Annotated in this window: 27 protein-coding genes, 1 tRNA gene and 1 other RNA gene; 8 read left to right on the top strand and 21 right to left on the bottom strand. The window is 43.5% G+C overall.

Annotation, left to right across the window (positions count from 1 at the left end):
• Nucleotides 1-58 precede the first annotated feature (58 nt).
• The 18 genes from Q4486_RS14535 to Q4486_RS14450 all read right to left on the bottom strand — a co-directional run bounded on the left by Q4486_RS14535 (nt 59) and on the right by Q4486_RS14450 (nt 13,310).
• Nucleotides 59-182, bottom strand: a non-coding RNA gene (locus tag Q4486_RS14535) — RtT sRNA.
• Between the two features lie 39 nt (nt 183-221).
• Nucleotides 222-297 (bottom strand) — tRNA-Lys (locus Q4486_RS14530).
• Between the two features lie 51 nt (nt 298-348).
• A complete protein-coding gene (queC, locus tag Q4486_RS14525) occupies nt 349-1,032 on the bottom strand; it encodes a 7-cyano-7-deazaguanine synthase QueC (RefSeq protein ID WP_303519908.1) in 684 nt (227 codons plus the stop codon).
• Nucleotides 1,033-1,046: 14 nt separating this feature from the next.
• Nucleotides 1,047-1,826, bottom strand: a complete 780-nt coding sequence (gene ybgF / locus Q4486_RS14520; protein ID WP_303415182.1) for a tol-pal system protein YbgF — start codon at nt 1,824-1,826, stop codon at nt 1,047-1,049.
• Nucleotides 1,827-1,829: 3 nt separating this feature from the next.
• Nucleotides 1,830-2,345: a peptidoglycan-associated lipoprotein Pal gene (gene pal, locus Q4486_RS14515; RefSeq protein WP_303415184.1), complete on the bottom strand. Its 516-nt coding sequence runs from the start codon at nt 2,343-2,345 to the stop codon at nt 1,830-1,832.
• Nucleotides 2,346-2,443: 98 nt separating this feature from the next.
• The gene (tolB, locus tag Q4486_RS14510; protein ID WP_303519913.1) at nt 2,444-3,724 is read right to left on the bottom strand and encodes a Tol-Pal system beta propeller repeat protein TolB; all 1,281 of its coding nucleotides are present in this window, start codon (nt 3,722-3,724) and stop codon (nt 2,444-2,446) included.
• A 47-nt stretch (nt 3,725-3,771) separates the two neighbouring features.
• A complete protein-coding gene (tolA, locus tag Q4486_RS14505; protein WP_303519906.1) occupies nt 3,772-4,662 on the bottom strand; it encodes a cell envelope integrity protein TolA in 891 nt (296 codons plus the stop codon).
• Nucleotides 4,663-4,671: 9 nt separating this feature from the next.
• Entirely contained in the window at nt 4,672-5,088 is a 417-nt protein-coding gene (gene tolR / locus Q4486_RS14500; RefSeq protein ID WP_067868274.1) for a protein TolR, read from the bottom strand.
• A 21-nt stretch (nt 5,089-5,109) separates the two neighbouring features.
• Nucleotides 5,110-5,790, bottom strand: coding sequence for a protein TolQ (gene tolQ, locus Q4486_RS14495; RefSeq protein WP_303519904.1), 681 nt, complete (start codon nt 5,788-5,790; stop codon nt 5,110-5,112).
• Between the two features lie 206 nt (nt 5,791-5,996).
• Nucleotides 5,997-6,377, bottom strand: coding sequence for a TraR/DksA family transcriptional regulator (locus Q4486_RS14490; RefSeq protein ID WP_303415188.1), 381 nt, complete (start codon nt 6,375-6,377; stop codon nt 5,997-5,999).
• 157 nt (nt 6,378-6,534) lie between these two features.
• On the bottom strand, nt 6,535-7,545 hold the full coding sequence (gene ruvB, locus Q4486_RS14485; RefSeq protein ID WP_303415190.1) for a Holliday junction branch migration DNA helicase RuvB: 1,011 nt from the start codon (nt 7,543-7,545) through the stop codon (nt 6,535-6,537).
• Between the two features lie 11 nt (nt 7,546-7,556).
• On the bottom strand, nt 7,557-8,189 hold the full coding sequence (gene ruvA / locus Q4486_RS14480; protein WP_303415192.1) for a Holliday junction branch migration protein RuvA: 633 nt from the start codon (nt 8,187-8,189) through the stop codon (nt 7,557-7,559).
• Nucleotides 8,186-8,845 carry a trimeric intracellular cation channel family protein gene (locus Q4486_RS14475; protein ID WP_067868260.1) on the bottom strand — a complete coding sequence of 220 codons (660 nt, stop codon included), beginning with the start codon at nt 8,843-8,845 and terminating at the stop codon, nt 8,186-8,188. Before Q4486_RS14475 ends, ruvA begins: the two co-directional genes overlap by 4 nt.
• Nucleotides 8,846-8,890: 45 nt before the next feature.
• On the bottom strand, nt 8,891-9,409 hold the full coding sequence (gene ruvC, locus Q4486_RS14470; RefSeq protein ID WP_303415194.1) for a crossover junction endodeoxyribonuclease RuvC: 519 nt from the start codon (nt 9,407-9,409) through the stop codon (nt 8,891-8,893).
• 179 nt (nt 9,410-9,588) lie between these two features.
• Nucleotides 9,589-10,329, bottom strand: a complete 741-nt coding sequence (locus Q4486_RS14465) for a YebC/PmpR family DNA-binding transcriptional regulator (protein WP_303415196.1) — start codon at nt 10,327-10,329, stop codon at nt 9,589-9,591.
• A 125-nt stretch (nt 10,330-10,454) separates the two neighbouring features.
• On the bottom strand, nt 10,455-12,218 hold the full coding sequence (aspS, locus tag Q4486_RS14460) for an aspartate--tRNA ligase (protein WP_303415198.1): 1,764 nt from the start codon (nt 12,216-12,218) through the stop codon (nt 10,455-10,457).
• 87 nt (nt 12,219-12,305) lie between these two features.
• Nucleotides 12,306-12,533 carry an FmdB family zinc ribbon protein gene (locus Q4486_RS14455; protein ID WP_067868251.1) on the bottom strand — a complete coding sequence of 76 codons (228 nt, stop codon included), beginning with the start codon at nt 12,531-12,533 and terminating at the stop codon, nt 12,306-12,308.
• 333 nt (nt 12,534-12,866) lie between these two features.
• Complete coding sequence (locus tag Q4486_RS14450) at nt 12,867-13,310, bottom strand: HIT domain-containing protein (protein WP_303415200.1); 444 nt, start codon at nt 13,308-13,310, stop codon at nt 12,867-12,869.
• Nucleotides 13,311-13,448: 138 nt separating this feature from the next.
• Here Q4486_RS14450 and Q4486_RS14445 point away from each other — a divergent pair, with 138 nt between their 5' ends.
• Together Q4486_RS14445 and Q4486_RS14440 are read left to right on the top strand one after the other, a co-directional pair.
• Entirely contained in the window at nt 13,449-14,582 is a 1,134-nt protein-coding gene (locus Q4486_RS14445; RefSeq protein ID WP_303519902.1) for a GNAT family N-acetyltransferase, read from the top strand.
• Nucleotides 14,583-14,709: 127 nt separating this feature from the next.
• The gene (locus Q4486_RS14440) at nt 14,710-15,177 is read left to right on the top strand and encodes a hypothetical protein (protein ID WP_303415203.1); all 468 of its coding nucleotides are present in this window, start codon (nt 14,710-14,712) and stop codon (nt 15,175-15,177) included.
• A 24-nt stretch (nt 15,178-15,201) separates the two neighbouring features.
• On the opposite strand, the gene Q4486_RS14435 is transcribed toward Q4486_RS14440, so the two are convergent.
• Nucleotides 15,202-15,702: a transcription elongation factor GreAB gene (locus tag Q4486_RS14435; protein WP_303519901.1), complete on the bottom strand. Its 501-nt coding sequence runs from the start codon at nt 15,700-15,702 to the stop codon at nt 15,202-15,204.
• Between the two features lie 179 nt (nt 15,703-15,881).
• Between Q4486_RS14435 and Q4486_RS14430 the strand changes: the two genes are divergently transcribed.
• Complete coding sequence (locus Q4486_RS14430; protein ID WP_303519899.1) at nt 15,882-16,451, top strand: peroxidase-related enzyme; 570 nt, start codon at nt 15,882-15,884, stop codon at nt 16,449-16,451.
• Nucleotides 16,452-16,487: 36 nt separating this feature from the next.
• Here Q4486_RS14430 and Q4486_RS14425 read toward each other — a convergent pair whose 3' ends face one another.
• Both Q4486_RS14425 and Q4486_RS14420 read right to left on the bottom strand, forming a co-directional pair.
• Complete coding sequence (locus Q4486_RS14425; protein WP_067868235.1) at nt 16,488-17,189, bottom strand: response regulator transcription factor; 702 nt, start codon at nt 17,187-17,189, stop codon at nt 16,488-16,490.
• Nucleotides 17,186-20,086 carry a cache domain-containing protein gene (locus Q4486_RS14420; RefSeq protein ID WP_303519898.1) on the bottom strand — a complete coding sequence of 967 codons (2,901 nt, stop codon included), beginning with the start codon at nt 20,084-20,086 and terminating at the stop codon, nt 17,186-17,188. The genes Q4486_RS14425 and Q4486_RS14420 overlap by 4 nt, the downstream gene beginning before the upstream one ends.
• A 200-nt stretch (nt 20,087-20,286) precedes the next feature.
• Here Q4486_RS14420 and Q4486_RS14415 point away from each other — a divergent pair, with 200 nt between their 5' ends.
• The 5 genes from Q4486_RS14415 (at nt 20,287) to Q4486_RS14395 (ending at nt 25,008) form a co-directional block, all read left to right on the top strand.
• Complete coding sequence (locus tag Q4486_RS14415) at nt 20,287-21,087, top strand: ABC transporter ATP-binding protein (protein WP_067868233.1); 801 nt, start codon at nt 20,287-20,289, stop codon at nt 21,085-21,087.
• Complete coding sequence (locus Q4486_RS14410) at nt 21,084-21,845, top strand: ABC transporter ATP-binding protein (RefSeq protein ID WP_082792438.1); 762 nt, start codon at nt 21,084-21,086, stop codon at nt 21,843-21,845. Before Q4486_RS14415 ends, Q4486_RS14410 begins: the two co-directional genes overlap by 4 nt.
• Nucleotides 21,846-21,910: 65 nt before the next feature.
• Nucleotides 21,911-23,119 carry an ABC transporter substrate-binding protein gene (locus tag Q4486_RS14405; protein ID WP_303519897.1) on the top strand — a complete coding sequence of 403 codons (1,209 nt, stop codon included), beginning with the start codon at nt 21,911-21,913 and terminating at the stop codon, nt 23,117-23,119.
• Nucleotides 23,120-23,187: 68 nt separating this feature from the next.
• The gene (locus tag Q4486_RS14400; RefSeq protein ID WP_067868231.1) at nt 23,188-24,075 is read left to right on the top strand and encodes a branched-chain amino acid ABC transporter permease; all 888 of its coding nucleotides are present in this window, start codon (nt 23,188-23,190) and stop codon (nt 24,073-24,075) included.
• 9 nt (nt 24,076-24,084) lie between these two features.
• On the top strand, nt 24,085-25,008 hold the full coding sequence (locus Q4486_RS14395) for a branched-chain amino acid ABC transporter permease (protein WP_067868230.1): 924 nt from the start codon (nt 24,085-24,087) through the stop codon (nt 25,006-25,008).
• The last annotated feature ends 7 nt before the right edge of the window (nt 25,009-25,015 follow it).

The raw sequence follows: 25,015 nt of genomic DNA, 5'->3' as shown, positions 1-25,015 counted from the left end.
TGTACATATGAATTTCCTGTAGGCATAAAAAAACCAGCACAGGGCTGGGTTCTTTAAGTGGTGGGTCGTACAGGATTACTATTGCCCTTCGGGCCATCGTCGCAAGCTCCGATGTTTTCTTATGACTTCGTCATGCGAATCGAACCTTTAACGGTTCTCATCCTGTACATATGAATTTCCTGTAGGCATAAAAAAACCAGCACAGGGCTGGGTTCTTTAAGTGGTGGGTCGTACAGGATTCGAACCTGTGACCAATTGGTTAAAAGCCAACTGCTCTACCAGCTGAGCTAACGACCCACTTGGAGGAGGCGTATTCTACGCACCAAAAGCGGGAAAGCAAGGCTTTTTTTACTGGTAGCGTGTTGGGTCTTTAATTCCTGCCTCCACAAAACCTTTTGTACGTAACCGACAGCTGTCACAAACACCACAGGCACGACCTTGATCATCCGCTTGATAACAAGAGATCGTCAAACCGTAATCAACATTCAGCGCTGTACCCGCTTGGATAATCTGCTCTTTAGTTAGATCGATCAACGGTGTCTCTATACGAATAGGATCACCGCTTACACCACGTTTAGTGGCAAGGTTCGCCATAGTTTCAAATGCAGCAATATATTCTGGTCGACAATCAGGATAGCCGGAGTAATCCACCGCATTGACACCGATAAAAATAGCATCCGCTTCTAACACTTCAGCCCAACCTAAAGCCAAAGACATAAATACCGTGTTACGTGCTGGCACGTATGTCACTGGAATCTCATCCGTCTCCTCTTCAGGAACATCAATACTATGATCAGTCAGCGCAGATCCGCCAAAATCTTCAAGGTGAAGGCGAATCACTTGATGCTCAACCGCTTTTAGCTGTTTAGCAATCTCTTTAGCTGCATTAAGTTCTGTCAGCGAACGCTGTCCATAATCAAAGCTCAGTACATAGCAGTCATAACCACGGTCAGAAGCAATGGCTAGCGCTGTTGCTGAGTCCAAGCCGCCAGAAAGCAGTACCACTGCTTTAGGGGAAGCAGGCGTATTCATGTATATTTCCAGATTTATTGAAGACGTTTAAATTCTTCGGCCAAACGGACGGCAGAAGAGTCCGGATACTTAGTAATAACAAGATCTAAGTATTCAGTGGATTTTTTACTATCACCTAGCTGATCGTAGACAATACCAAGTTTATAAGCGGCATCCGGTGCTTTACGGTGATCAGCAAATCGTGTGACAACCTGCATAAAAGATTCGCGCGCCAACTCAGGTTTCTGTTCGGCCAAGTTCACTTCACCAAGCCAATAATAGGCATTAGCTAAGCGTTCGCTTTGCGGGTAATCTTTAATAAAAGCAGTAAATGCTTCAGCCGCTTTAGGAAAGTTTCTCTCTCGCACTAGCCCAAAGGCTTCGCGATAGGCTTTAGCATCACTAGGTGCTGCATCAGACTGCACAAGTTCAGGCTGGGATTGCGTAACTGTAGGCGTTGGCTCAGCACTACTCAGATCAGTAGAAACAGGCGTACTGGGAGCTGAGGTTGTAGATATAGATGATATACGTCGATCAAGATCTCGGTAACGATCCAATTGCTGACGTTCCATCTGTTTTAGACGGTAATCCTGCTGCTCTAACTGCCCTCTTAATGATCGCACCTCATCCTGCAACTGCTGGACAATAAGTACAAGCTCACTACCGCTTGACGCTTGAGGAGTATAAGTCGCCGTTTGAGATGAGCTTTGGCCACTATCGACGCCTAACTCAATCACCGGAACCTCTTCAGCAACAGCACTAGCGCTGAGTAACAGCGCCAGTGTTGATGTATATACTGTGTATTTTGAAGTCATAAATTAACGAGATACGTACTTCAATTCCACACGACGGTTCTGGCTCCAGCTAGAATCGCTGTGACCCAAAACGGCTGGTTTCTCTTCACCGAAGCTAATAGATTCAACCTGGGAACCAGATACACCATTAACTTGTAGGAAACGAGAAACAGCTTTAGCACGACGCTCACCTAGAGCCATGTTGTACTCACGAGTACCACGCTCATCAGCATGACCTTCTAGTATAACTTGTGCTGATGGGTTAGCTGCTAAATAGGCCGCATGTTTTTCTAAATCAGCAAAACCATCCGCTTTTACAACAGACTGGTCAAAGTCAAAGTAAAATACAGTTTGAAGGTTTGCGACATCGTCCATAGAGGAACCGCTAACACCAGTATTCTGGCTTACGCCCTGAGTCGAACCTGTGTCAGTTCCTGCTGTAGAACCAGTGCTTTCTGTTGTGCCAGATGTACTACAACCTGCTACCCATGCAACGGATAGGGCTAGTGCAACTGCTTTAGTTACGTTGGAAGCTCGCATTGATCACTCCTGAAAAAATTTACTGGTTTACCCAGCATTTTTAATGTTATTAACGCCGCCATGTCCAAATCAGGACATAAGTTAATGTCTATAAGAAATTATTGCAAGTAGGGACTCCATGCGGGTTCCCTAACATCGCCACTCGTTGCCGGCAATATAAAGCGCACATTACCATCTAAGGTCACGCCACCAAGCACACCTTTCACCCCTTTTTGAGTAGCATAAAGAATAATACTACCGTTTGGAGCTATAGTGGGCGACTCATCAAGATACGTATCAGTTAGCGTATCTAAACGGCCTGTTTTCAAATCTTGAACAGCAATTCGGAACACATTGTCATCACCTCTGTGTACCATCGCGAGGAAGCGACCATCATGGGTCAAACGTCCACGTGAATTATAATTGCCTTCATAAGTCACTCGTTCCAACTGGCGGGTCGGCAGATAGATCCGATAGATCTGTGGCTGACCACCTCGGTCGGAGGTAAAAATAATAGATTGACCATCAGGAGACCATGAGGGCTCCGTATCAATCCCATAATGATGAGTAATTCTGGCTAAACTACGGGATCTTAGATCCAGTACATAGACCTCCGGATTACCATCTTTAGATAAGACTATCGCTAATTTATTACCATCTGGTGACCATGCTGGCGCACCATTAAGGCCTCTAAATGATTGAACTTTTTCACGTTTACCTGTTGCCAAGTATTGAATATAGATTGCCGGACGGCCACTTTCAAAAGACACATAAGCGAGTTTAGAGCCATCTCGTGCCCAAGCCGGTGACATTAAAGGTTCACTCTGCTGACGGATCGTAATCGGACGCGCACCATCAGAATCGGCCATTTTAAGGCGGTAGCTCACTTTACCTTCACCATATTGCTGAGCGGTAACATAGACAATTCGTGTGGAAAACGCACCGCGAATGCCCGTCAACTTCTGATAGATCATATCCGATATATAATGTGCTATATCGCGTAGATTATCTTGTGTACCTGATACTCGCTCAGATAACAAACGCTGCTCTTTAAGGACATCATAAAGCTCAAATTCAACTTTTATTTGATTACCTTCAGCAGGTATTTGACGGCCAATCACTAAAAACTCAGTTTTGCTAATTCGCCAATCTCTATAATAGATCTGAGCTTGCTGAGTTGGAAAACTCAACATATTTTTAGGATCCATCATATTGAACAAGCCGGTACGACCTAAATCAGCTGAAACAATCTTAGCAATATCTTCTTTTAACGCTGACGACCCATCCCAAGCAAAAGGTACAACCGCAACAGGGGTTGGCTCATCAATGCCTTGGGTGATCTCAATCGCTAAATCACTCTCAGCACTAGCAACAGAGGAAAGCAGTAACACACAACTCATAATTAATAGATGAAACACTTTCTTCACGCTTAACTCCCCTTTAAAACTTAATCCCGTAAATCTTCAGGTCTAAACCGAAGAACACGCTTCCTAAAATAACGGTCAAACACAACAGGATCTAACTCCTGTAGCTTTTCAAATACAGTAACACGATCAATCGCTCTCAGTGCATCATTATCAAACCGAGAATCACCACTCGACTTCGTTACATAGCGATCATTAACACGGCCTGAGGGTAATAGATGCACCGTTATCTCAACCACCATACCATTTCTTGCTGTTGGAGAACGTCGCCAATTACGAGTGACCTGATCAACAATATAAGCTTCATAGCCCATCGCAGCAGCACGCTGTTCTTCTGCCGCAATTGCAGCCTCTTCCTCTTCTAAAGCCCGAATCAAGGCTTCATTTCTAGCCTGTTCTTCTGCTGCTTTACGGGCTTTTTCTGCTTTGCGTTCAGCTTCCGCTTTTTTCTTAGCCGCATCAGCTTTAGCTTTTTTTGCAGCCGCTTCTTTAGCTTTTTTCGCTTTTTCTGCGGCCGCTTTCTTTAACTTAGCCTCTTGAACTTTCTTCTGTTCAGCCTGTTTTTTAGCATCGGCTGCTTTTTTCTTAGCTAACTCTTGTTGTCGTTTTTTATCTTCTGCTTTCTTCTTAGCCGCTTTCTCTTTTGCTAACTGTTTTTTCTTCGCATCCGCTTTACGTTTTTTATCCGCTTCAGCTTTACGTTGCAAATCAGCTTTCTGTTTTGCTTTAGCCTCTGCTGCGGCTTTTTTTTGTGCAGTTTGAGTTTTCATATCCACAATCGTTGCTTGAACATGCCGCGGCACTTTACGTGTCGAGTCTTCATGGTCAAACCAACTCTGTGCCAATAAGCCAACAACAACCGCATGCAGTAAAACAGCAAAGAGAGTGGGAAGCAGGTAACTACCTAAACGCAAAATTCTAACCTACTCTGTCACCAAGCCAACGCTTGGAGCGCCAGCTTGTTGTAGTAAAACCATCAGTTGCACAACCGTATTGTAATCAACACTACGATCGCCGCGAACTAATAACATTTTATCTGGATTGGTCGCCAAAATCTTACTGATTCGATCTTGGACCACCTCAGCGGTAACCGCTTCTTCAGGGTCACCACCAATATCGATAAAGTATTCGCCATCGGCATTAACCGTCACTATAACGGGTTCATTGTCTTTATCATCTACAGGTTCTGCTGCGGCTTTAGGTAACTCAACATTAACCCCTTGTGTAAGCATCGGTGCAGTAATCATAAAGATCACTAATAACACCATCATTACATCAATATAGGGCACAACATTGATATCGGCGTTCAACTTGCGCTTTTTCTTATGCCTTCTAATCATCTGATCACACTCCCCATTAAATTAGTGTGATCCATGCATACGGCGATGCAAGATAGATGAGAATTCATCCGCAAAGGTTTCATAATTACCTAATAGATATTCCACTTGTGCAGAATAACGGTTGTAAGCAATGACGGCTGGAATTGCGGCAAAAAGGCCAATAGCTGTAGCAATTAGAGCTTCAGAGATACCTGGAGCCACTGATGCTAGAGTTGCCTGATGAACATTGGCTAAGCCACGGAAGGAGTTCATAATCCCCCAAACGGTTCCAAAAAGACCGACATAAGGGCTGGTTGAACCGACGGTTGCCAAGAAAGGTAGATGACGTTCTAATTTATCTTCTTCACGCGCTAAAGCAACACGCATGCTTCGCTCAACGCCGTCCATTACAGAATCTGGATCATAACCCTGCTGTTGCGTTAATCGGGTGTACTCTTTAATGCCTGCACGGAAAATATTTTCAGCACCACAATCGGAATTAGGCTGCTGATTGACTTCACGGAAAAGTTGGCCTAAATCGACACCTGACCAAAATCGTTCTTCAAACTTCCTGAGGCTTTTACGTGCTTTTGAAAGCACCGATTGACGCTGAAAAATCATTATCCAAGAAAGCACTGAGGCTAACAAAAGCATTAGCATAACCAGTTGCACAACTAAACTCGCATTTGCAACCAAACTCCAGATCGACATTTTTTCGACCACAGTACTATCCTTCTTATCTATTTAAGCAGTTAAAGAGACCCCAAACCTGCTTTCTGATTACTCAAAAGCAGATAAGTTCAATCTATTTCCCAGCAGAGAAATTTAGGATCAACAATAACAGTCAGAAGAATTAATACAAGAAAAAAACCAGCCTAGAACGGCTGGTTTAATACAAGAAAAGTGATGAAGGGTTTTGTAAAAAAAAATTATGCGCTTTTTTGCAAACCTTGCTCATATAAAGACTGACAACGAATACATCGAGCGGCAGTTGGACAAGCCTTTAAACGACTCAATTCAATCTCTTCACCGCAATCGGTACATAAACCGAACTCCCCTGCATTGATTCGACTTAACGCAGATAAGCATTCTGCTATCTCTTCGTTATGCCTAGACAGGGATTCAACTTTCAACATAAAGTCTGCGGTAGCATCCGCATCTTCCCCAGAATCATGAACCTCTAGCGTTTGCACTCCGGTGCTTATCTGCGGCTCCATTTCCTCTGTCACTTCAGCTTGTAACTGCTCTAATAGATAGAGAAGCTCCTTTTTAAAGGCCGCCACCTCTGATAGCGTAAGATTAACCGTCATAACAATACCTGCACTTACTTTATTATAGTAATCGGTATATTAGACCTAGGACCTATAAAACAGGGTTGACGAAGATCAGTTTTAGCACAAAAGCATACTTAAAGTAGGGTTTATTGATCTAAATCGGATTTGGTTTATTTAATAAAACCAGTAATGATTAACCTTCGTCTGGCCGATCAATCCCAAAATGCTTATAAGCATAATCAGTAACTACACGCCCTCTAGGGGTTCGCATAATAAATCCTTGCTGGATAAGGTAGGGTTCCAATACATCTTCGATAGTATCACGCTCTTCACTGATTGCCGCTGCAAGATTCTCTACACCTACAGGGCCTCCCGCAAACTTGTCGATCATCGTCATTAACATTCGGCGATCCAGATGATCAAAACCATGATGATCAACATTAAGCATATTTAAAGCTCGATCTGCCATATCATTATTGATCTTACCGTCCCCTTTAACCTCAGCGTAATCCCGCGCACGGCGCAACAAACGGTTTGCTATACGTGGCGTTCCTCTAGAGCGCTTTGCTACTTCCGAAGCGCCCTGCTCATCAATATAAGTGCCAGAAAGGTTAGCTGAACGGGAAACGATGCGGGTCAAATCTTCGACATTATAAAACTCTAAGCGCTGCACAATCCCAAAACGGTCACGAAGCGGGGATGTGAGCAACCCCGCTCGCGTGGTTGCCCCCACTAAAGTAAAAGGAGGCAGCTCCAACTTAATAGAACGGGCAGCAGGGCCTTCACCAATCATAATATCAAGTTGATAATCTTCCATTGCAGGATAAAGCACCTCCTCCACATTAGGGCTAAGGCGGTGAATCTCATCAATAAACAGAACATCATTAGGTTCTAAATTAGTTAAGATCGCTGCTAAATCCCCTGCTTTCTCAAGCACTGGGCCAGAGGTGGTTTTAATCTCCGACCCCATCTCATTAGCAATAATATTAGCTAATGTGGTTTTACCTAGGCCCGGAGGCCCAAAAATCAAGGTATGATCTAAAGCTTCATTACGCATTTTCGCAGCCTGAATAAAAATCTCCATCTGCTCGCGTACAACAGGCTGTCCCACATAATCTTCAAGGGTTTTAGGGCGAATAGCGCGATCTGTCGCCTCTTCTACAGGATTACTTAACGGCGAAATAAATCGATCAGCTTCTATCACTTACAGTACTCCTACCCAACCATTGCACGTAGAGCGTAACGAATAAGCGCTTCACTACTACTTGTAGCACCTAAAGCTTTTACCGCTTGAGCTACCGATTTAGTCGCTTGAACAGGCTTATAACCTAAAGCGATCAACGCGCTTTCAGCCTCAGACCGAGAATCGGCAACTGGCTCGAAAGCAGCCATATCAGGTCCATCTGCAGCCGATAACTGAAATTCGCTTGAGCTTTCAAGGCCCAATGCCTGAATTTTATCTTTCATCTCAACAATCAAACGTTCTGCAGTTTTTTTGCCTACACCGGGCAATTTTACTAACGACGCGGTATCACCATCATTTACACAACGTACAAATTCGGCAGTAGAAATGCCCGATAAGATTGTGATCGCCAGTTTGGGCCCGACACCATTAGCTTTAATTAAAGTGCGAAAAAGCGTGCGTTCTTCCCGTTCATAAAAACCATAGAGCAACTGCGCATCTTCACGGGTCACAAAGTGAGTAAACAAAATTAGCTGCGAACCACATTCAGGTAAACGATAAAAAGTATTCATTGAGGCTTCGACCTCGTAACCCACTCCATTCACATCAATAACGAGTTGTGGAGGGCGTTTCTCTATTAACTCACCTTTTAATCGACCTATCACTGATCCTGCCCCTTTTTCATATCTTCCAACTTATGTCCTGCGACAATAAATTCTGGCAATTTCAAGTTCGCAAAAATGGTAGCCATGCGAACAACAAATACTATCGACATGGCTATAAGTACCAATAACTGCTCTTCTACCACCTCATAAAACGCAATATAGAATATCGCACCGACAATAGAGCAGGTCGCATAAAGCTCGCCGTCACGCTGAAGTATTAACGGAATTTGACCTGTGAGAATGTCACGAATCATACCTCCGGCACAACCCGTTATTACCCCCATCATAACAGCGATAATCGGTGAAAATTCTAATGCTAAGGCTTTTTCAGCACCAAGAACTGTAAAGAGCGCTAACCCCATCGCATCAAGTATTAACAATAATCTTCTTGGGTATTGCATATAGCGACACACGACAAAAGCAACAACCGCAGAAATAATCGCTACCCAAAGATAAGTCGTATCAGCAATCCAAACAACCGGGTGAATATCCAATGTGATATCACGAATAGTTCCGCCACCAATTGAGGTCACAATAGCTAACACTACCACCCCTAAAATATCTAAACGCTTCCCTTGGGCTGCTAAAGCTCCCGCAGTGGCGAAAACCGCAACACCCAGAAGGTCGGCAATATAGATAAAATATTCGTAACTCATGATTAAACTCTTATAAGTAACAATGCTGCCTAAGCAACTAGAAAATTAACGGCGCCAACTCGCATTTCGCGACGACATACTACCTGCAGTTTTAATCAAACTACTACGTGTATGAGCATGACAAAGAGCAATAGCTAACGCATCAGCGGCATCCGCTTGAGGCGCGCCTGGCAACTTCAGAATTTGAGTCACCATATGCTGGATCTGTGCCTTATCAGCCGAACCTTTGCCCACAACAGATTGCTTAACTTTACGCGCTGCGTATTCATAAACAGGCAGATCTGCATTAGTGCCTGCCACAATAGCCACACCACGCGCCTGACCTAGCTTTAAAGCTGAGTCAGCATTACGTGCCATAAACACCTGCTCAATGGCCATCTCTTGAGGACAATAACGCTCTATGACCTCAGCAACGCCTGTAAAAACCTGCTGCAAGCGTTCTGGCAGCTCATCACCTTTGATGCGTATACAGCCGCTAGCAACATATTCATTTTTATTGCCAACACTATTAATCACACCGTAACCTGTGATGCGCGACCCTGGATCTATTCCTAATATAAGCATCTGTTTAATACATTCTGATTCAAATTGCGGTTCAAAATCACCAACCCCAAAAAAATACTGTTTATTTATACAGCAAAGAATACAGGAGCTAGCCCATTTTAAAAACCCTGAACCCACTAATATTGAGGAATAAAAAAAGCCGAGAGTATAATCCCGGCCATTAGAAAGAGGAAAGAAAATTATTCGTCCATCGATTCTTCAGGGATAATGGCATTGTGATAAACGTTCTGAGAATCATCAAAATCCTCTAGCGCATCGATCAGCTTCAGGACTTTTCGGCCCGCATCTACATCCAACTCAACAGTTGTTGATGGAATCATCGCAATTTCCGCATGAACCGGCTGCAAGCCGGCATCTTCCAAACCTTGCTTTACATCCATGAACTCATGCCAATCGGTGAACACATCTATAGAGTTATCATCATTAGTAACCACATCTTCAGCACCAGCCTCAAGTGCGGCCTCCATTACAACCTCTTCATCCAGATCGTCCCCAAAGGTGATCTGGCCTTTCTTCTCGAATAGGTAAGCAACCGAACCACTTGTACCTAAGTTTCCACCAAACTTATTAAAAGCAGCACGCACCCCAGCAACCGTACGGTTAACGTTATCTGTCATACACTCAACAAGAATTGCCACACCATTTGCGCCGTAACCTTCATAGGTGAGCTCATCGTAATTATCACCTTCTGCGCCCCCTGCTCCACGTAGAATCGCTTTATCGATAGTATCGCGCTTCATATTTGCGCCTAGGCCTTTATCAACCGCCGCACGCAAACGAGGATTATCATCAGGATTACCGCCACCCTCTTTCGCAGCAACCACAAGTTCACGAATCAGCTTAGTAAAAACCTTACCGCGTTTAGCATCTTGTGCCGCCTTACGGTGTTTAATATTTGCAAATTTAGAATGACCAGCCATCACCCTCTCCCTATCTACCGTATGTTTTAAAATAATGATCTATAGATACAAATAAACTGCCCGAAGGCAGTTTATTTTTAATACTAAAAGGCCCTTTTAAGCGCCCTATTACAGCAAAACGAAAACTAAGGCGTTTTACGTAATTTAATGTTTAATTCACGAAGCTGAACAGCGCTAACCTCACCTGGCGCATTGGTCATCGGACAAGATGCACTCTGCGTTTTAGGGAAAGCGATGACTTCACGGATAGAATCCGAACCGGTCATCAACATAATCAAACGGTCTAAACCAAACGCTAAACCACCATGCGGAGGCGCACCAAATTTTAGGGCTGTTAGTAAGAAGCCAAATTTATCTTCAGCTTCTTCGTCAGAAATACCTAGAATCTCAAGTACTTTAGCTTGCATCTCTTGATCATGGATACGGATAGAACCGCCACCCAGTTCACAACCATTAAGCACCATGTCATACGCACGGGATAGTGCCGCTAGCGGATCAGCTTTAAGCTCTTCTGGTGAGCAGCTTGGTGCCGTAAATGGGTGGTGCAGCGCAGTTAAACCGCCATCACTTGTCTCTTCAAACATTGGGAAATCAACAACCCAAAGTGGCGCCCACTCGCGCTGAGACATTTCAAGATCTTCACCTACTTTAATACGTAAAGCGCCTAGTGCTTCAGAAACCACTTTCTCTTGATCAGCACCGAAGAAAACAATATCGCCATTTTCTGCGCCTAAGCGTTCCATAATCGCCATCGTTACATCATCACCTAAGAACTTGATGATAGGTGACTGAAGGCCATTCGCGCCGTTTTCAATTTCATTCACTTTGATCCACGCCAAGCCCTTAGCACCGTAAATGCTAACAAACTTAGTGTAATCATCGATATTTTTACGTGTCAGCTTAGCGCCGCCCGGTACTTTAAGCGCAGCAACACGGCCTTTAGGATCTTTTGCTGGCCCAGCAAAGACTTTGAACTCAATCTCGGCCATTAAGTCAGCAACATCAACCAATTCCATTGGGAAGCGGAGATCTGGCTTATCAGAACCAAAACGCTGCATCGCTTCAGAGTATGGCATGCGTGGGAAATCACCCAGATCAACACCCTTAAGCTCAAGGAACAGTTTACGGATCATTTTCTCAGTTAGGCCCATGATTGATTCTTCATCCATAAAGGATGTTTCAATATCAATCTGGGTAAATTCAGGCTGACGATCCGCGCGCAAATCTTCATCACGGAAACATTTAGCGATCTGATAATAACGATCAAAACCCGACACCATTAACAACTGTTTAAACAGCTGTGGTGACTGCGGCAATGCAAAGAAAGCTCCTTCATGGATACGGCTTGGCACCAAGAAGTCACGCGCACCTTCAGGCGTTGCACGGTTAAGAATAGGGGTTTCAATATCTAGGAAACCATTGTCATCTAAAAAGTTTCGGATCGAATTAGATACTTTAGAGCGGAAACGTAGTTTTTCCTGCATTTCAGGACGACGTAAATCGATGTAACGATGACGCAAGCGAACATCTTCACCCACCTGTTGATGTTCATCCAACTGGAAGGGAGGTGTTTCAGACTTGTTCAATAGAACCAGTTCTTTACCTAATACTTCGATCTCACCTGTCGGCATATCAGCATTAGTTGTACCTTCAGGACGCGCACGCACAGTCCCTTTAATTTCGATAACAAACTCATTACGACAGCTATCAGCAAGAGTAAAACTCTCTTCACGATCGGGGTCGAATACAACCTGCGTAATACCTTCACGGTCACGCACGTCTAGGAAGATAACGCCACCATGGTCACGGCGACGGTGCACCCAACCTGCCAGTGTAATGTCTTCACCGATATGCTCTTTTCTAAGATCGCCGCAATAATGACTGCGCATAATTTACTGTTCCTGTTAACTTAAATAGATCGGGTCTACACCCAATCGTCTATGAATTAATAACCTATCCAGTACTCTTCGCTAACCTTAGCTAGCGGAGCTGTCCGGTGTACCTGCAAGATTTTTCTTCTTACCGGTTTTAAAATCTGTTTCATACCAACCAGAGCCTGATAAACGAAAGCCCGGTGCTGATACTTTTTTAACTACATCACTGCTTGCGCATGAAACACAAACTGGCGCTGGTGCATCACTTTTAAGAACTAACTTCTCAAATTCGTGACCACAGCTATCACACTTAAAATCAAAGATTGGCATTCGAAATAAGTCCTCAAACTGCTAAGGATAAACCTATTAAAAACGGCGGATTATACCTGAATTATTTGATGGTGACAGGCCCCTACCCGCATTGATCGCAGAAAGAGCTATTTGAAGTGAATTTAACAGAATGAAAGTAACTAAACCTAAGTAGTTTTATAGGTTTCTAGATTATTGGCTTCACAATAGAAGGCCTGCCTTATTATGATCAGAGCCTATATCTAAGCGAATACTTAAATACTTCCCTTACATTAAAAGGCAGAGCCTTAACCCGTATGACGCCATCTCCTTTAGATGCTCAATATTTTATCCACTAAGCAAACGTCTACAGGTTTAATGAAGTTCAAATGTGAGCTCACCTGCCAATAAGACTTCAAGCTTAGAGCGCACGTCATCTAGCTGTTCAGCCGTGTAAGGTTGCGCAGGAAACTTACCCCAGACCGGCGCAGGCCAAGCTTTATCAGATTCGTAACGCACAATATGATGAATATGAAGCTGAGGAACCACATTACCCAAAGCGGCAATATTCATTTTTTTAGCGGCAAACGCATCAGCAAGATTAGACGCTAAAAAAGAGGATTCTTTCATCAATATACATTGATCTTCATCTGACAGGTGATAAGTTTCGGTGACTCCTGCACGGCGCGGGACTAAAATAAACCAAGGATAGTTCGCATCATTCAACAATAATAAACGACTAACAGGAAAGTCCCCCAATACAATACAATCAGCTGCAAGTTGGGGATGAAGTTCAAATTCAAGTTCTAGCTCATCCATTTTTATGCCCCTATATGCAATGGGGATGACGCCCCATACAATCAAAGATAGACCTATAAATTAGTTTAAAAGGTCACTAACAATCATTATCCTCAAATTAAAGCTTAGCAACTATAAAAGAAAGCGGGTACCAACAATATGCTGGAAATAAAATTCAGCCATAAGATCAGCGATATAGATAAAAACCTATGGAATCAGCTCTCTCCCACTGATAACCCTTTTCTCCGCTATGAGTTTCTTCACGCATTGGAAGAATCAGGCAGCGCCTCCGCTCAATCAGGCTGGCAGCCTATACACCTACAACTAAAAGATAACGGTATAACCATCGCTATTATGCCGCTCTATCTAAAAAACCACTCTTACGGTGAATACGTGTTTGACTGGGCGTGGGCCGATGCTTACCAGCAACATGGGCTCAAATACTATCCTAAGTTGGTCTGTGCCATCCCCTTCTCCCCAGTTATGGGCCCGAGGCTATTAACACAACAAGATCCCGCTCCTTTGCTAGCCACTATTCGCGCCCAAATACCTGTACTCTGCGAGAAATTAGGCGCTAACTCGTTCCATCTCCTTTTTCCAACCGAATATGAAAAGAACCATTTAGCGCAGCCCAAATTAATGTTGCGCAAAGGCTGTCAGTATCAATGGTTTAATCAAGACTATAAAAGCTTTGAACACTTTTTAAGCTATTTCACCTCAAGAAAAAGAAAGAATGTAAAAAAAGAACGGCAGAAAGTGATCGACCAAGGGATCAGCCATATACAGCTCAGTGGCCATGAGATCAGCCACCAGCAGATCGAGCAGTTTTATGATTTTTACCGTATGACCTACTTAAAGCGTGGACGTGAAGCTTATCTGAACAAAGAATTTTTCTTTAAATTACAAGAAACAATGCCCGATAACCTTCTCCTTGTTATAGCCATGCAAGGGGAACGCCCCGTTGCTGCAGCCTTATCACTTAAAGATTCTGACACTTTGTATGGTCGCTACTGGGGCTGCTTTGATGAATACGACAGCCTGCACTTTGAAACCTGCTACTATCAAGGCATCGATTACTGCATACAAAACAATCTAAAACGCTTTGATTCAGGAGCCCAAGGTGAACATAAGATCCAACGAGGCTTTCAGCCTGTAGCTACCTGGTCTACTCACTACGTAAAAGAGGTGGGCTTTAATCAAGCGATTAAACGTTTTATTGTGGAAGAAACGGCTATGGTGGATGAACAGATGATAGAGCTCAGTAAATTTCTTCCCTTCAAAGTCGATGAGTAATTAAATATCCAACAATTTCCATTGTTTATGCAGATATGCCACTATCGGAAAACAGTATTTAAATCGGTGTGATGAAGCTATCTAAACCATCCGACCGCTCGACAATAAAATAGATAAAGGAAGATCAATGAATATTAGCAAAAACCTGTTACTTGCGGCTCTTATCACACCACTAGCGACCTCTGCACTCGCTGCGCCTTCAATCAATAATATGCAGACCTGCCAAGGGGTTATAGATTTTGTTGAATATAAATTGGATTCTGCGCCTGATAAATACCCACAAGAAGATCTAAATGCCGTACGTCTTGGGTTAGGTGGATATGACAACTTTATTCAACAAGAGATCGTAACACCGGGTCTACTTAAATTTAATGGTGGCGATGCAGCCAAAGCCAAAGCGATGCAAAAGCAAGTGGATGAGTATAAAGCCACCATAGTCGGCGGACTTAAAAAGCAATACAAAGACACCCGTTTTTATACCGACTTTGCGGTTGCTATCAACGATTGTGCAAAACAATCAGTACCTGCAGGCCAAGCATTAGAGAACTTAAAAGTTGCCATCAACACGTTAGTTAAACTTGCCAAAATGGGTTAATCATCACCTTCCTAGCGCGATAATTTAATAACACGCTGCTACTTGATAACTCTTTTTATCAGTAGCAGTTCCTATATCAACCTGATCACCAAGCCCTAAGCCCATTAACGCTTTACCTAATGGGGATGAGGGCGTTATTACCATCACCTCTTGACCAAGATTGTGATCACCATATTTCACCTTTAAACCACCGGCTAAACGCCCGATAAGCAGGTATTTCACTGCCCCTATTTCATCCTCAAGCTTAACTAATGAGCCCACACCAATCTCATCGACCTCCTCATCATTGCCTGAAGATTCAAGTAACTGCTGAAACGACCTTAACTCCTCTTCACACGCCATAACCCGTCTTGATTGACCTTCGGCAAGATACGCCGCCTCCAAGCCCAATGTATCGTACTTATTTTCAGCAACGTTCTCTTTATCCGTGGCGCTTTGATGTGCTCGTTCTGCTGCGGCTATAGCGTTTTGATAGTCTCGCTCTAACGCCATAACAACCTGTTTAAGTAATTTATATTTATTCAAGAGAATCTATCTACTTTTTATCAATCTGATTGGTCGGTCTTAGACGGAGTATTAAATCATTTCTGGTTACATTTCGTTAGGATTCACTCAACATTGTGCAGCATTTCCTGTTTTTACTCTTAGCTATCTGAATGCATTTATATCAGAGCAAATAAACCCTATAAAAATAAGGAAAGGCCATGTTTAACACAGACGTATGTCGCTATCACTATATCAACCTGAATGATCTACCTGAAGATATTCAGGCGATCATCACCGAAGTACAAGAGAAAACAGGGTTTATCCCTAATGTATTTTTGACCTTAGCTCGCCGCCCTGATGAGTTTCGTGCATTCTTCGATTACTACCAAGCAATCATGAATAGGGAAGCTAATTTGAGCTTAGCTGAGAAAGAGATGATTGTGGTTGCCACCAGTTCAGCAAACGGCTGTCAGTATTGTGTCGTTGCTCACGGCGCCGTGTTAAGAATTATCACGAAACAGCCTATACTCTCTGACCAAATCAGTATTAACCATCACCACAGTGCAATAACTCAGCGGCAAAAATCAATTCTCGATTTCAGTATGAAACTATGTCGTACACCAGAGCAGATTAACGAAGAAGATTATAACCGTCTCTACAAACAGGGATTAGATGATGAAGATATCTGGGATATCTCCAGCGTCTGTGCGTTTTTTGGTCTATCGAACAGAATGGCGATTATAAGTGCGATGCAGCCTAATCCTGAGTTTTATACGATGGGTCGATAAACCTAAAGGTAGCGTCACCTAAAAGCTAAGGTGGCGCTACTGCCATTTAACCTCCGTCGTTAGCATATAACCAGCCCCATAAACGGTTTTAATCAACTCTGGATGCTGAGGATCTGACTCAATTTTCTTCCTCAAGCGAGACATTCGCACATCAATGCTTCGATCATAGGGAACGCAATTTTCCCCCAATAGCTGATCTCTAGATAAAATCTGAAAAGGATGTTTTAACAGGGCTAACAGCATATCCCCTTCCGCTCGACTTAACGACTCACTGTATTGATCTCGGCTTAAATGAAGCGACTCTGGTTGAAATTTCCAATTCGCAAATAGTGCTTGTTTAGGACACTGAGCCGATTGCTGTTTCTGTTTTTCAAGACGGCGATGTAAGCTTTGTACCCGCGCCACTAGCTCCCTAGGTTCAAAAGGTTTAGTAATGTAATCATCTGCACCAAACTCTAGGCCTAAAACACGATCAGCTAGACCATCACGGCCAGACACAATAATCACCCCAACCGCCTTATGCTCTAACTCTTTTACTAACTGCATACCATCAATATCTGGCAAGTTCAGATCAACAATACAGATCTCCGGCAACTGACGATCTAAAGCAGCAAATAACTGTTCGCCATTAGCGCAATATTCCACTTGATAACGGTAACTACTCAAGGAAGAACAAATCAACGTCCCTAGATCTTCTTCATCTTCAACAACGTAAATTAATGGACTGTATCCATTCATGGATTATCCTTCTTATTCTTATCAACTAACTCGGGCGAGATCGCCTGTGCTAATGCATCTGCATCAAAAGGTTTTTGTAACAAATTAAAATCAAAATCGGTTTCAGGAGGGTTCTCCGTGTAACCGGTCATTAAAACAACAAAAGCATTTGGGTGCTGCATTTTAACCAGCGCCGCAACATCGTAGCCATTCTTATGACCTGGCATCACTACATCGGAAACAACACCACTAACCCTCTCTAATCCAGCCAGCAACAACGCAGCCTCATCGCCACTATTAGCTTCAATAACAACAAACCCCATGTCCGTTAATTGCTTACGCACTAATTGACGTAGATCTTGGTTATCTTCCACCAACAAAACTAAAGCGCGATCCCCTTTTGCTGAAAAAGGAGATCTGACTACGGCCTGCTGGTCCACCTTACCTTCAGATTCAATACCTAGCGTTGCAGGCAGTAAAAGATCTATCTGAGCGCCCGTTTCCCCTTCATGAATATCGCATCGATTACGTATGCGCAGATAACCCTTCGACTGTTTTACAAAACCATACACCATACTTAAGCCCAGTCCTGAGCCAGCTCCGGTACCTTTAGTGGTAAAAAACGGCTCATAGGCTTTTTTAAGCGCTTTTTCCGTAAACCCATCCCCTGTATCGGTAATACAAATTAAAACATACTCACCCGCCGCTACCGCTTCATCAAATCCGCCACTGACAATATCTGACGCGGTAGATGTTGTACCCGAAACGGTTAAACACAACACCCCTCCCCGACTCATTGCATCCACTGCATTCAATACTATATTAACTAAGGCATCTTCCATTTGAGCAGCATCAACATAAACATCCGGTGTTTCGGGCTTAATCTCGGTCAGTAAATTGATATTATCTGGCAATGGTGCCGCCAATAAATCAACGAGCTCATGGATTAATCCGCCTAATTTAATACGTGCAGGAGATAACGATTGTCGACGAGAAAAAGCCAATAACCGTTTTGTCATATCAGCACCCCGCCTTGTCGCACGAATAGCTGGACTCAAGTTATCTTGTAGTTCTTCCGGTATAGATTTATGCCGTTGAAGCTCAAGCAAATTACCTAAGATAATAGTCAATAGATTATTAAAATCATGAGCTAATCCGCCTGACATCTGACCTACCGCTTTCATTTTGCTGACTTCAGCCAAACGCCGTTCCGTTTCCCGCTCATGGGTAATATCGATAGAAAGGTTAAGAAAACCAACCACTTTTTTCTGATCATTATAAAACGGCAATACAGTTCGACGGGTTAGCATCTCTCTGTCTTGTTCCTGAAATAGGTACTCATATACTTCAGTTTGCCCTTCAAGAGCCCGTTCTATATTCGGCCGAATCTCTCTATACATATCATCGCCAACCACCTCTTTAAGAGTTTTCCCCTCAATCTCATCTTTACTCTGATTGAATAAATCTAGGTACTCACGGTTAGCAAAGACAAAGCGCTGTTCTTTATCTAAGTATGCAACTTGAGCCGGTAGCGCATTAAGAATAAGTCGCTGCCGCGTTTCAACTGCACGTAATTCTGTTTGAGCCAACTCCATAGAGAGAACAGCATCACGTAACTGGTAGTTGGATTCAGATAACTCTTTAGTACGCGCTTTTACACGTGAATTAAGGGTATTAATATTATCCCGCAGCTGATCAACCATATAATCAAACGATTCAGCTAAAAGGCCTAACTCATCATTACGATGAATACCTGTCTTCGCAGAATAATTACCTCGGCTGATTTTATAAGCTGTCGATGAAAGCTTCTTAATAGGCGAAGTCAGCCACTCAGCAAATAGAAAAGCGAGAACAATAGCGGCAAGTAATGCAAAGAACCCCATCGCCATCAGCCGCTGACTTAATTGTACTGAGCTCGCTTTAAGGTCATCCAAATAGACGGAAGAACTGATATACCAATCAAAGCCCGATAAATGACGTACTAAAGATAGTTTTTCATAAATGTAATTGCCCTGATCATCGGGCCGGTCCCACTTATAGTAAAGTTCCTTACCCGAATCAGCCACGGCCATAAGATCCTGATAGATCGGTTGCTGTGTAACGGGGTTAAGCTGCTTTGTAAAGTTAGTTCCATGGATATTCTGGTTGGGATGAAATAGCATATTCCCTTCTGAGTCAAAGACATATAGATAGCCATTCGTTGCAATTTTTACATTTTTTAATGCTTTATTAATCTCAAAAATTGCGCGCTGCTTCTGTAACTCAACTTCATTCTGAATATCATCAATATAAACACCCGCCCCCATAATAAAGCCCCACTCAGAGAAGTCTTTTACATAGGAGTATTTATCAATCACTTTGGTATTATTATTCAGGCGCTGCCATTTATATTTATAAAACCCTTGTTTATCCTCACGCACTTTATCTAATATTTCAGGAATAATAAGCTTACCCTCAGGGCCTATAACCCTCGACATGCTCTTATTATTGAACTCACTATCGGGGTGAGATAACAGGCGAGCATCATAATCAGCGATCCAAATATAATCACCATTACCAAAGTCAAATTCACGTAGATCAGCAAACACTTTCTGCCAAACTTGCTCATCACTTAATCCCGCAGTTTGCCCATCTCTCAAGCTAACCTCTATATGTTTTTCAGCGATATCTAATACTGACTTTAATCGCTGCTCATGAGAATTAAGGGTGTTATCTATATAGGTTTCTGTACTGGCGTACATACGGTTTGCCAAATCATAAACAATATTTAGCACTTGGCGATTAGAGTGCAGCTCTAAGCCAAAGACATTTTCTTTTATTAATGGAACCGTTAGCCAATAGATCGAGCCAAAGATGCTGCCGATCAACACAAGCAGCATTAAAAACAAACGGATAGTAATAGAAGCGTGGCGCTGCATCAGTAATTCATCTTCCCATCATTGCTCAACAACCCGAAGAATGTAACACAAAGTTACCACTCTCAACTCGCTTGTTACATTTGGTTAGATTCTCAAAATAGTTGAGCAAGATTTAAGCTTTAATCTGCTGTTAATAAAAATAACAGCAGAAGCCTGATCAACATTTCACAGTGACTTCGGCCAGAATAGAGTAGCAAGCGATGACCCAGCCAGCACAGGATTTCATTCTTGAAACCCGTAATCTGACAAAAGCCTTTAAAGGTTTTACAGCAGTCGATGATGTTAATCTGAATATCCAACGGGGACATATTCACGCTTTAATAGGCCCCAACGGAGCAGGTAAAACGACTGTCTTCAATTTATTAACAAAGTTTCTTCAACCAACCTCTGGAAAAATTCTGTTTCAAGGTGAGGATATTACACCATTGAAACCAGCGGCAATTGCCCGTAAAGGTGTGATCCGATCCTTCCAGATCTCCGCGGTATTTCCTCACCTAAGTGTTTTAGAAAATGTGCGTATCGCGCTACAACGTAAAGAAGGCAATAGCTTTCATTTTTGGCGTTCGGAAAAGATTCTTAATCGTTTAAATGATAAAGCTCTCGCGCTACTGGAGTCTGTAGGTTTAGAAAGCTTTGCGAACACCGTTACTGTTGACCTTTCCTATGGCCGTAAACGGGCATTAGAGATTGCAACAACACTCGCCGTAGAACCTGAATTAATGCTACTGGATGAGCCGACTCAAGGTATGGGTCATGAAGATGTAGGCTTAGTATCCGACCTGATTAAAAAGGTATCTAAAGATCGCACTATTTTGATGGTGGAACACAATCTTCATGTTGTATCTAAACTCGCAGATCGGATTACTGTATTACAACGGGGCGCTATTCTAACCGAAGGTGATTATGCGAGTGTTTCTGCCGATGCCCGCGTCCGTGAAGCTTATATGGGTACCGCAGCAGACGATGTAGACACTAAGCAAACAGCGGAGGTGGCATCATGATCGAGCACGCATCAAGCCATAGCGAATCTATTGCTAACCCAGCCTTCCACGCCAGTCACCGAGAAAAAATTCGCATTAATAACTTACATGCATTTTATGGTGAATCACACATTTTACATGGCATCGACATGACCGTGAATCAAGGAGAACTCGTGACCCTATTAGGTCGCAACGGTTCCGGTCGTTCTACCACGCTTAGAGCCATTATGAATATGGTAGGTGAACGCAGCGGGCAGATTGTGATTAATGGTCATGAAACTATCGCTATGCCTGCCCATAAAATTGCACATATTGGCTTAGGCTTCTGCCCTGAAGAACGGGGTATTTTTGCCAGTCTTAATGTGGAAGAAAACCTAATGTTACCGCCGAATGTACGCTCTGATGGGGTCAGCCTTGAAGAGATCTACGACATGTTCCCAAACCTCTACGAACGCCGCACAAGCCAAGGTACTCGCCTTTCTGGTGGTGAGCAGCAAATGCTGGCCTTGGCCCGCATTCTACGCACCGGCGCAAATATCCTACTCTTGGATGAGATAACTGAGGGTCTCGCCCCCGTCATTGTGCAGAAACTGGGCGAGGTCCTTAGGAACCTCAAAGAGCGCGGTCTTACCATTTTATTGGTTGAACAGAACTTCCGTTTTGCAGCACCTATTGCTGACCGTCATTACGTGATGGAACACGGCCACATTGTGGAAGAAGTACACGCCAACGAATTGGAAGCCAAAACTGAACTACTTAACACCTATTTGGGCGTCTAGCCCTTGGTTATATCACTAACTGTTTCCCAACAGAAAATAAAAACAAACCAAACCGGAGTCAGAAAATGAAAAGAACCAACACATCAGTTTTATCTACCGTTGTATCAGGCGCAATCGCCGCAACCATGATTTGTAGCGCTCAAGCAGCCACAGATGGTCAGGTGAAACTGGGCATATTGGCAGATATGGGCGGTACCTACGCAGATATTTGTGGTTCAGGCTGTGTTATTGCAGCAGAAATGGCGATTGAAGATTTTGGTGGAAGTGTACTAGGAAAACCCATTGAAATGGTCAGTGCGGATTCCCAGTTAAAACCGGATATAGCTTCTGCGATTGCCCGTAAATGGGTAGAAGATGAAGGGGTCGATACCATTGGAGGCTTAGTCTCTTCCGCGGTATCCGGCGCAGTATCAAAGGTAAATGCGGACAGCAAAAATATCACCTTAATTTCGGGTTCTGCATCAAACAGCTTCACAACAAAAGCGTGTAACCCATATAACGTGCATTGGACATATAACGTAGTTGCACTCGCCAACGGTACCGTTAAACCTATGGTGCAGGCGGGCAAAAAGAAATGGTTCTTCATTACCGCAGATTACAGTTTCGGTCATGCACTTGAAGGCATGGCCAGTAAAGTTATTAACGAAAATGGTGGCGAAGTTCTCGGTAATGTTCGTGCGCCACTCGGTACAACAGATTTCTCCTCTTACATTCTGCAGGCCCAAGCCTCTGGCGCAGATGTCGTTGCTCTAGCCAACGCGGGTAACGATACAGTTAACGCCCTAAAGGCAGCTGCTGAATTTGGCCTAACGGAACAGATGGATGTAGCTGGTCTACTGGTTTTTACTCCTAATGCACAAGCGATGGATCCAGCTACCGCAGGAGGCATGCGCCTTACATCCGGCTTTTACTGGGATATGGATGATGAAACACGAAAATGGAGTAAGCGCTTTGAACAACGTCATGGTGCGATTCCAAGCATGATCCACGCAGGCGTTTATTCAGTCACAACCCACTATCTAAATGCGGTTAAAACAGCAGGAACTGACGACTCCGATATTGTTATGAAAACAATGAAAGAGACAAAACCTAGCGACTTTTTTGCCCGTAACGCAACCCTACGCCCAGATGGCCGCATGGTACATGACATGCTTTACGTAGAGATTAAAAAGAAAGAAGAGCGTAAAGATAAAAACGATATTTATAAGATTATTAAAGTGATTCCAGGTAACGAGGCATATAGCCCTATGCTACCTCAGTGTAACTTTTCCTGATCGGTTAGCGGCTCTGAAAAGAGCCGCCTTTATCGCTCTATATAGTTCAGAAAGGTAATTTTTCTGTTATGGCTACACTCTTTGATATTAATCTATTTGCCCTGTTTGGCCAGTTACTGGTCGGACTGATTAACGGCTCTTTTTACGCCCTGCTTAGTCTAGGATTAGCAATCATCTTCGGGCTATTAAAAATCATCAACTTCGCCCAAGGCGCTATGTATATGCTGGGTGCCTTTATTGCACTCCTTGCATTGAAATATATGGGTATAAACTACTGGTTTGCTCTCATCCTTGTTCCTTTAACGGTTGGCTTGATTGGCATTCTCATGGAACGTTTTCTAATCCGTCCTATCGCCAATGAAGATCACCTTTACAGCTTATTGTTAACTTTTGGTCTTGCTCTAATAATCCAAGGGGTATTTACCCATGCTTTTGGTTCTTCCGGCTTGTCCTACGCTGTACCAGACGCATTAAAAGGCGGCACAAAGCTCCCTTTCATGTACCTGCCTAACTACCGTGCTTGGATCATTATTGTGTCAGTCCTTGTCTGTGCTGGCACATGGTGGATGATCGAAAAAACTAAACTTGGTGCTTACCTACGTGCTGGCACTGAAAACCCGCAACTGATGCAAGCCTTCGGGATCAATGTGCCGCTCATTGTCACTCTTACCTTTGGCTTTGGAGTGGCTTTAGCCGGTTTTGCTGGCGTTATGGCAGCCCCAATCTACTCGGTATCACCTGATATGGGATCCAATATTCTAATAACCGTCTTTGCCATCGTTGTTATTGGCGGCATGGGGTCTATAGGGGGAGCCATTATTACCGGCTTAGGCATGGGTGTTGTCGAAGGACTCACTAAGTACTTCTATCCAGAAGCCTCTAACACCGTGATTTTTTTAGTAATGGTTATTGTGCTGCTACTAAAACCCGCGGGTCTTTTCGGTAAGGAAGCTTAGGAACCTATTATGAATAATATGAAACTTAATCTCTGTCTTCTCGCCCTAGCTTTGCTAGCACCAACGCTGCTCTACCCTGTTTTTCTGGCCAAAGTGCTTTGCTTTGCTCTGTTTGCCTGCGCCTTTAATCTGTTACTAGGTTTTGCTGGCCTACTCTCATTTGGTCATGCCGCTTTTTTAGGAACCGGTGGCTATGTTACCGGTTACTTAATGATCCACAGTGGCTTAACCCCTGAAGTTGCGATTCTCCTAGGTACAATTGCAGGAGGCTTGCTGGGTGCGATATTCGGCAAACTCGCAGTCAAACGTGAAGGCATATACTTCGCCATGGTGACATTAGCGCTGGCACAACTGATCTTTTTCTTCTACTTACAAGCACCATTCACCAACGGTGAAGATGGCTTACAAGGCGTTCCTCGCGGTGCTCTATTCGGTTTAATTGATCTATCCGACAATATGGTTATGTATTACTTCGTGCTGGTTATCTTTATCGCCGGTTATTGGTTAATTAATCGCACCATTCACTCTCCATTTGGCCAAGTACTTAAAGCCATTCGTGAAAACGAAGATCGCGCGACCTCTTTAGGTTATGACGTCAACCATTACAAATGGTTAGCCTTTGTGATTTCAGCGGCGCTAGCCGCTCTTGCAGGATCAACAAAAACACTCGTATTTGAACTCGCCTCTCTGACAGATGTGCACTGGCACATGTCTGGAGAGGTCATATTAATGACCTTAGTCGGTGGGGTCGGCACTATTTTTGGCCCCGTATTAGGTGCCGGTTTTATTGTCACTATGCAGAACTACCTATCAGGTGGAGAGATGGGTAACTACATCCACATTATTATGGGTGCAGTATTCGTCATCTGCGTACTTAGCTTCCGTAGCGGCATTGTTGGCCAACTCATGAAGTTTAAGCGCAATAACTTTTAAGCGTAAC

This window comes from Neptuniibacter sp. 2_MG-2023 (assembly GCF_030547495.1).
Classification (GTDB): Bacteria; Pseudomonadota; Gammaproteobacteria; order Pseudomonadales; family Balneatricaceae; genus Neptuniibacter.
This window is presented reverse-complemented; position numbering and strand designations above follow the sequence as displayed.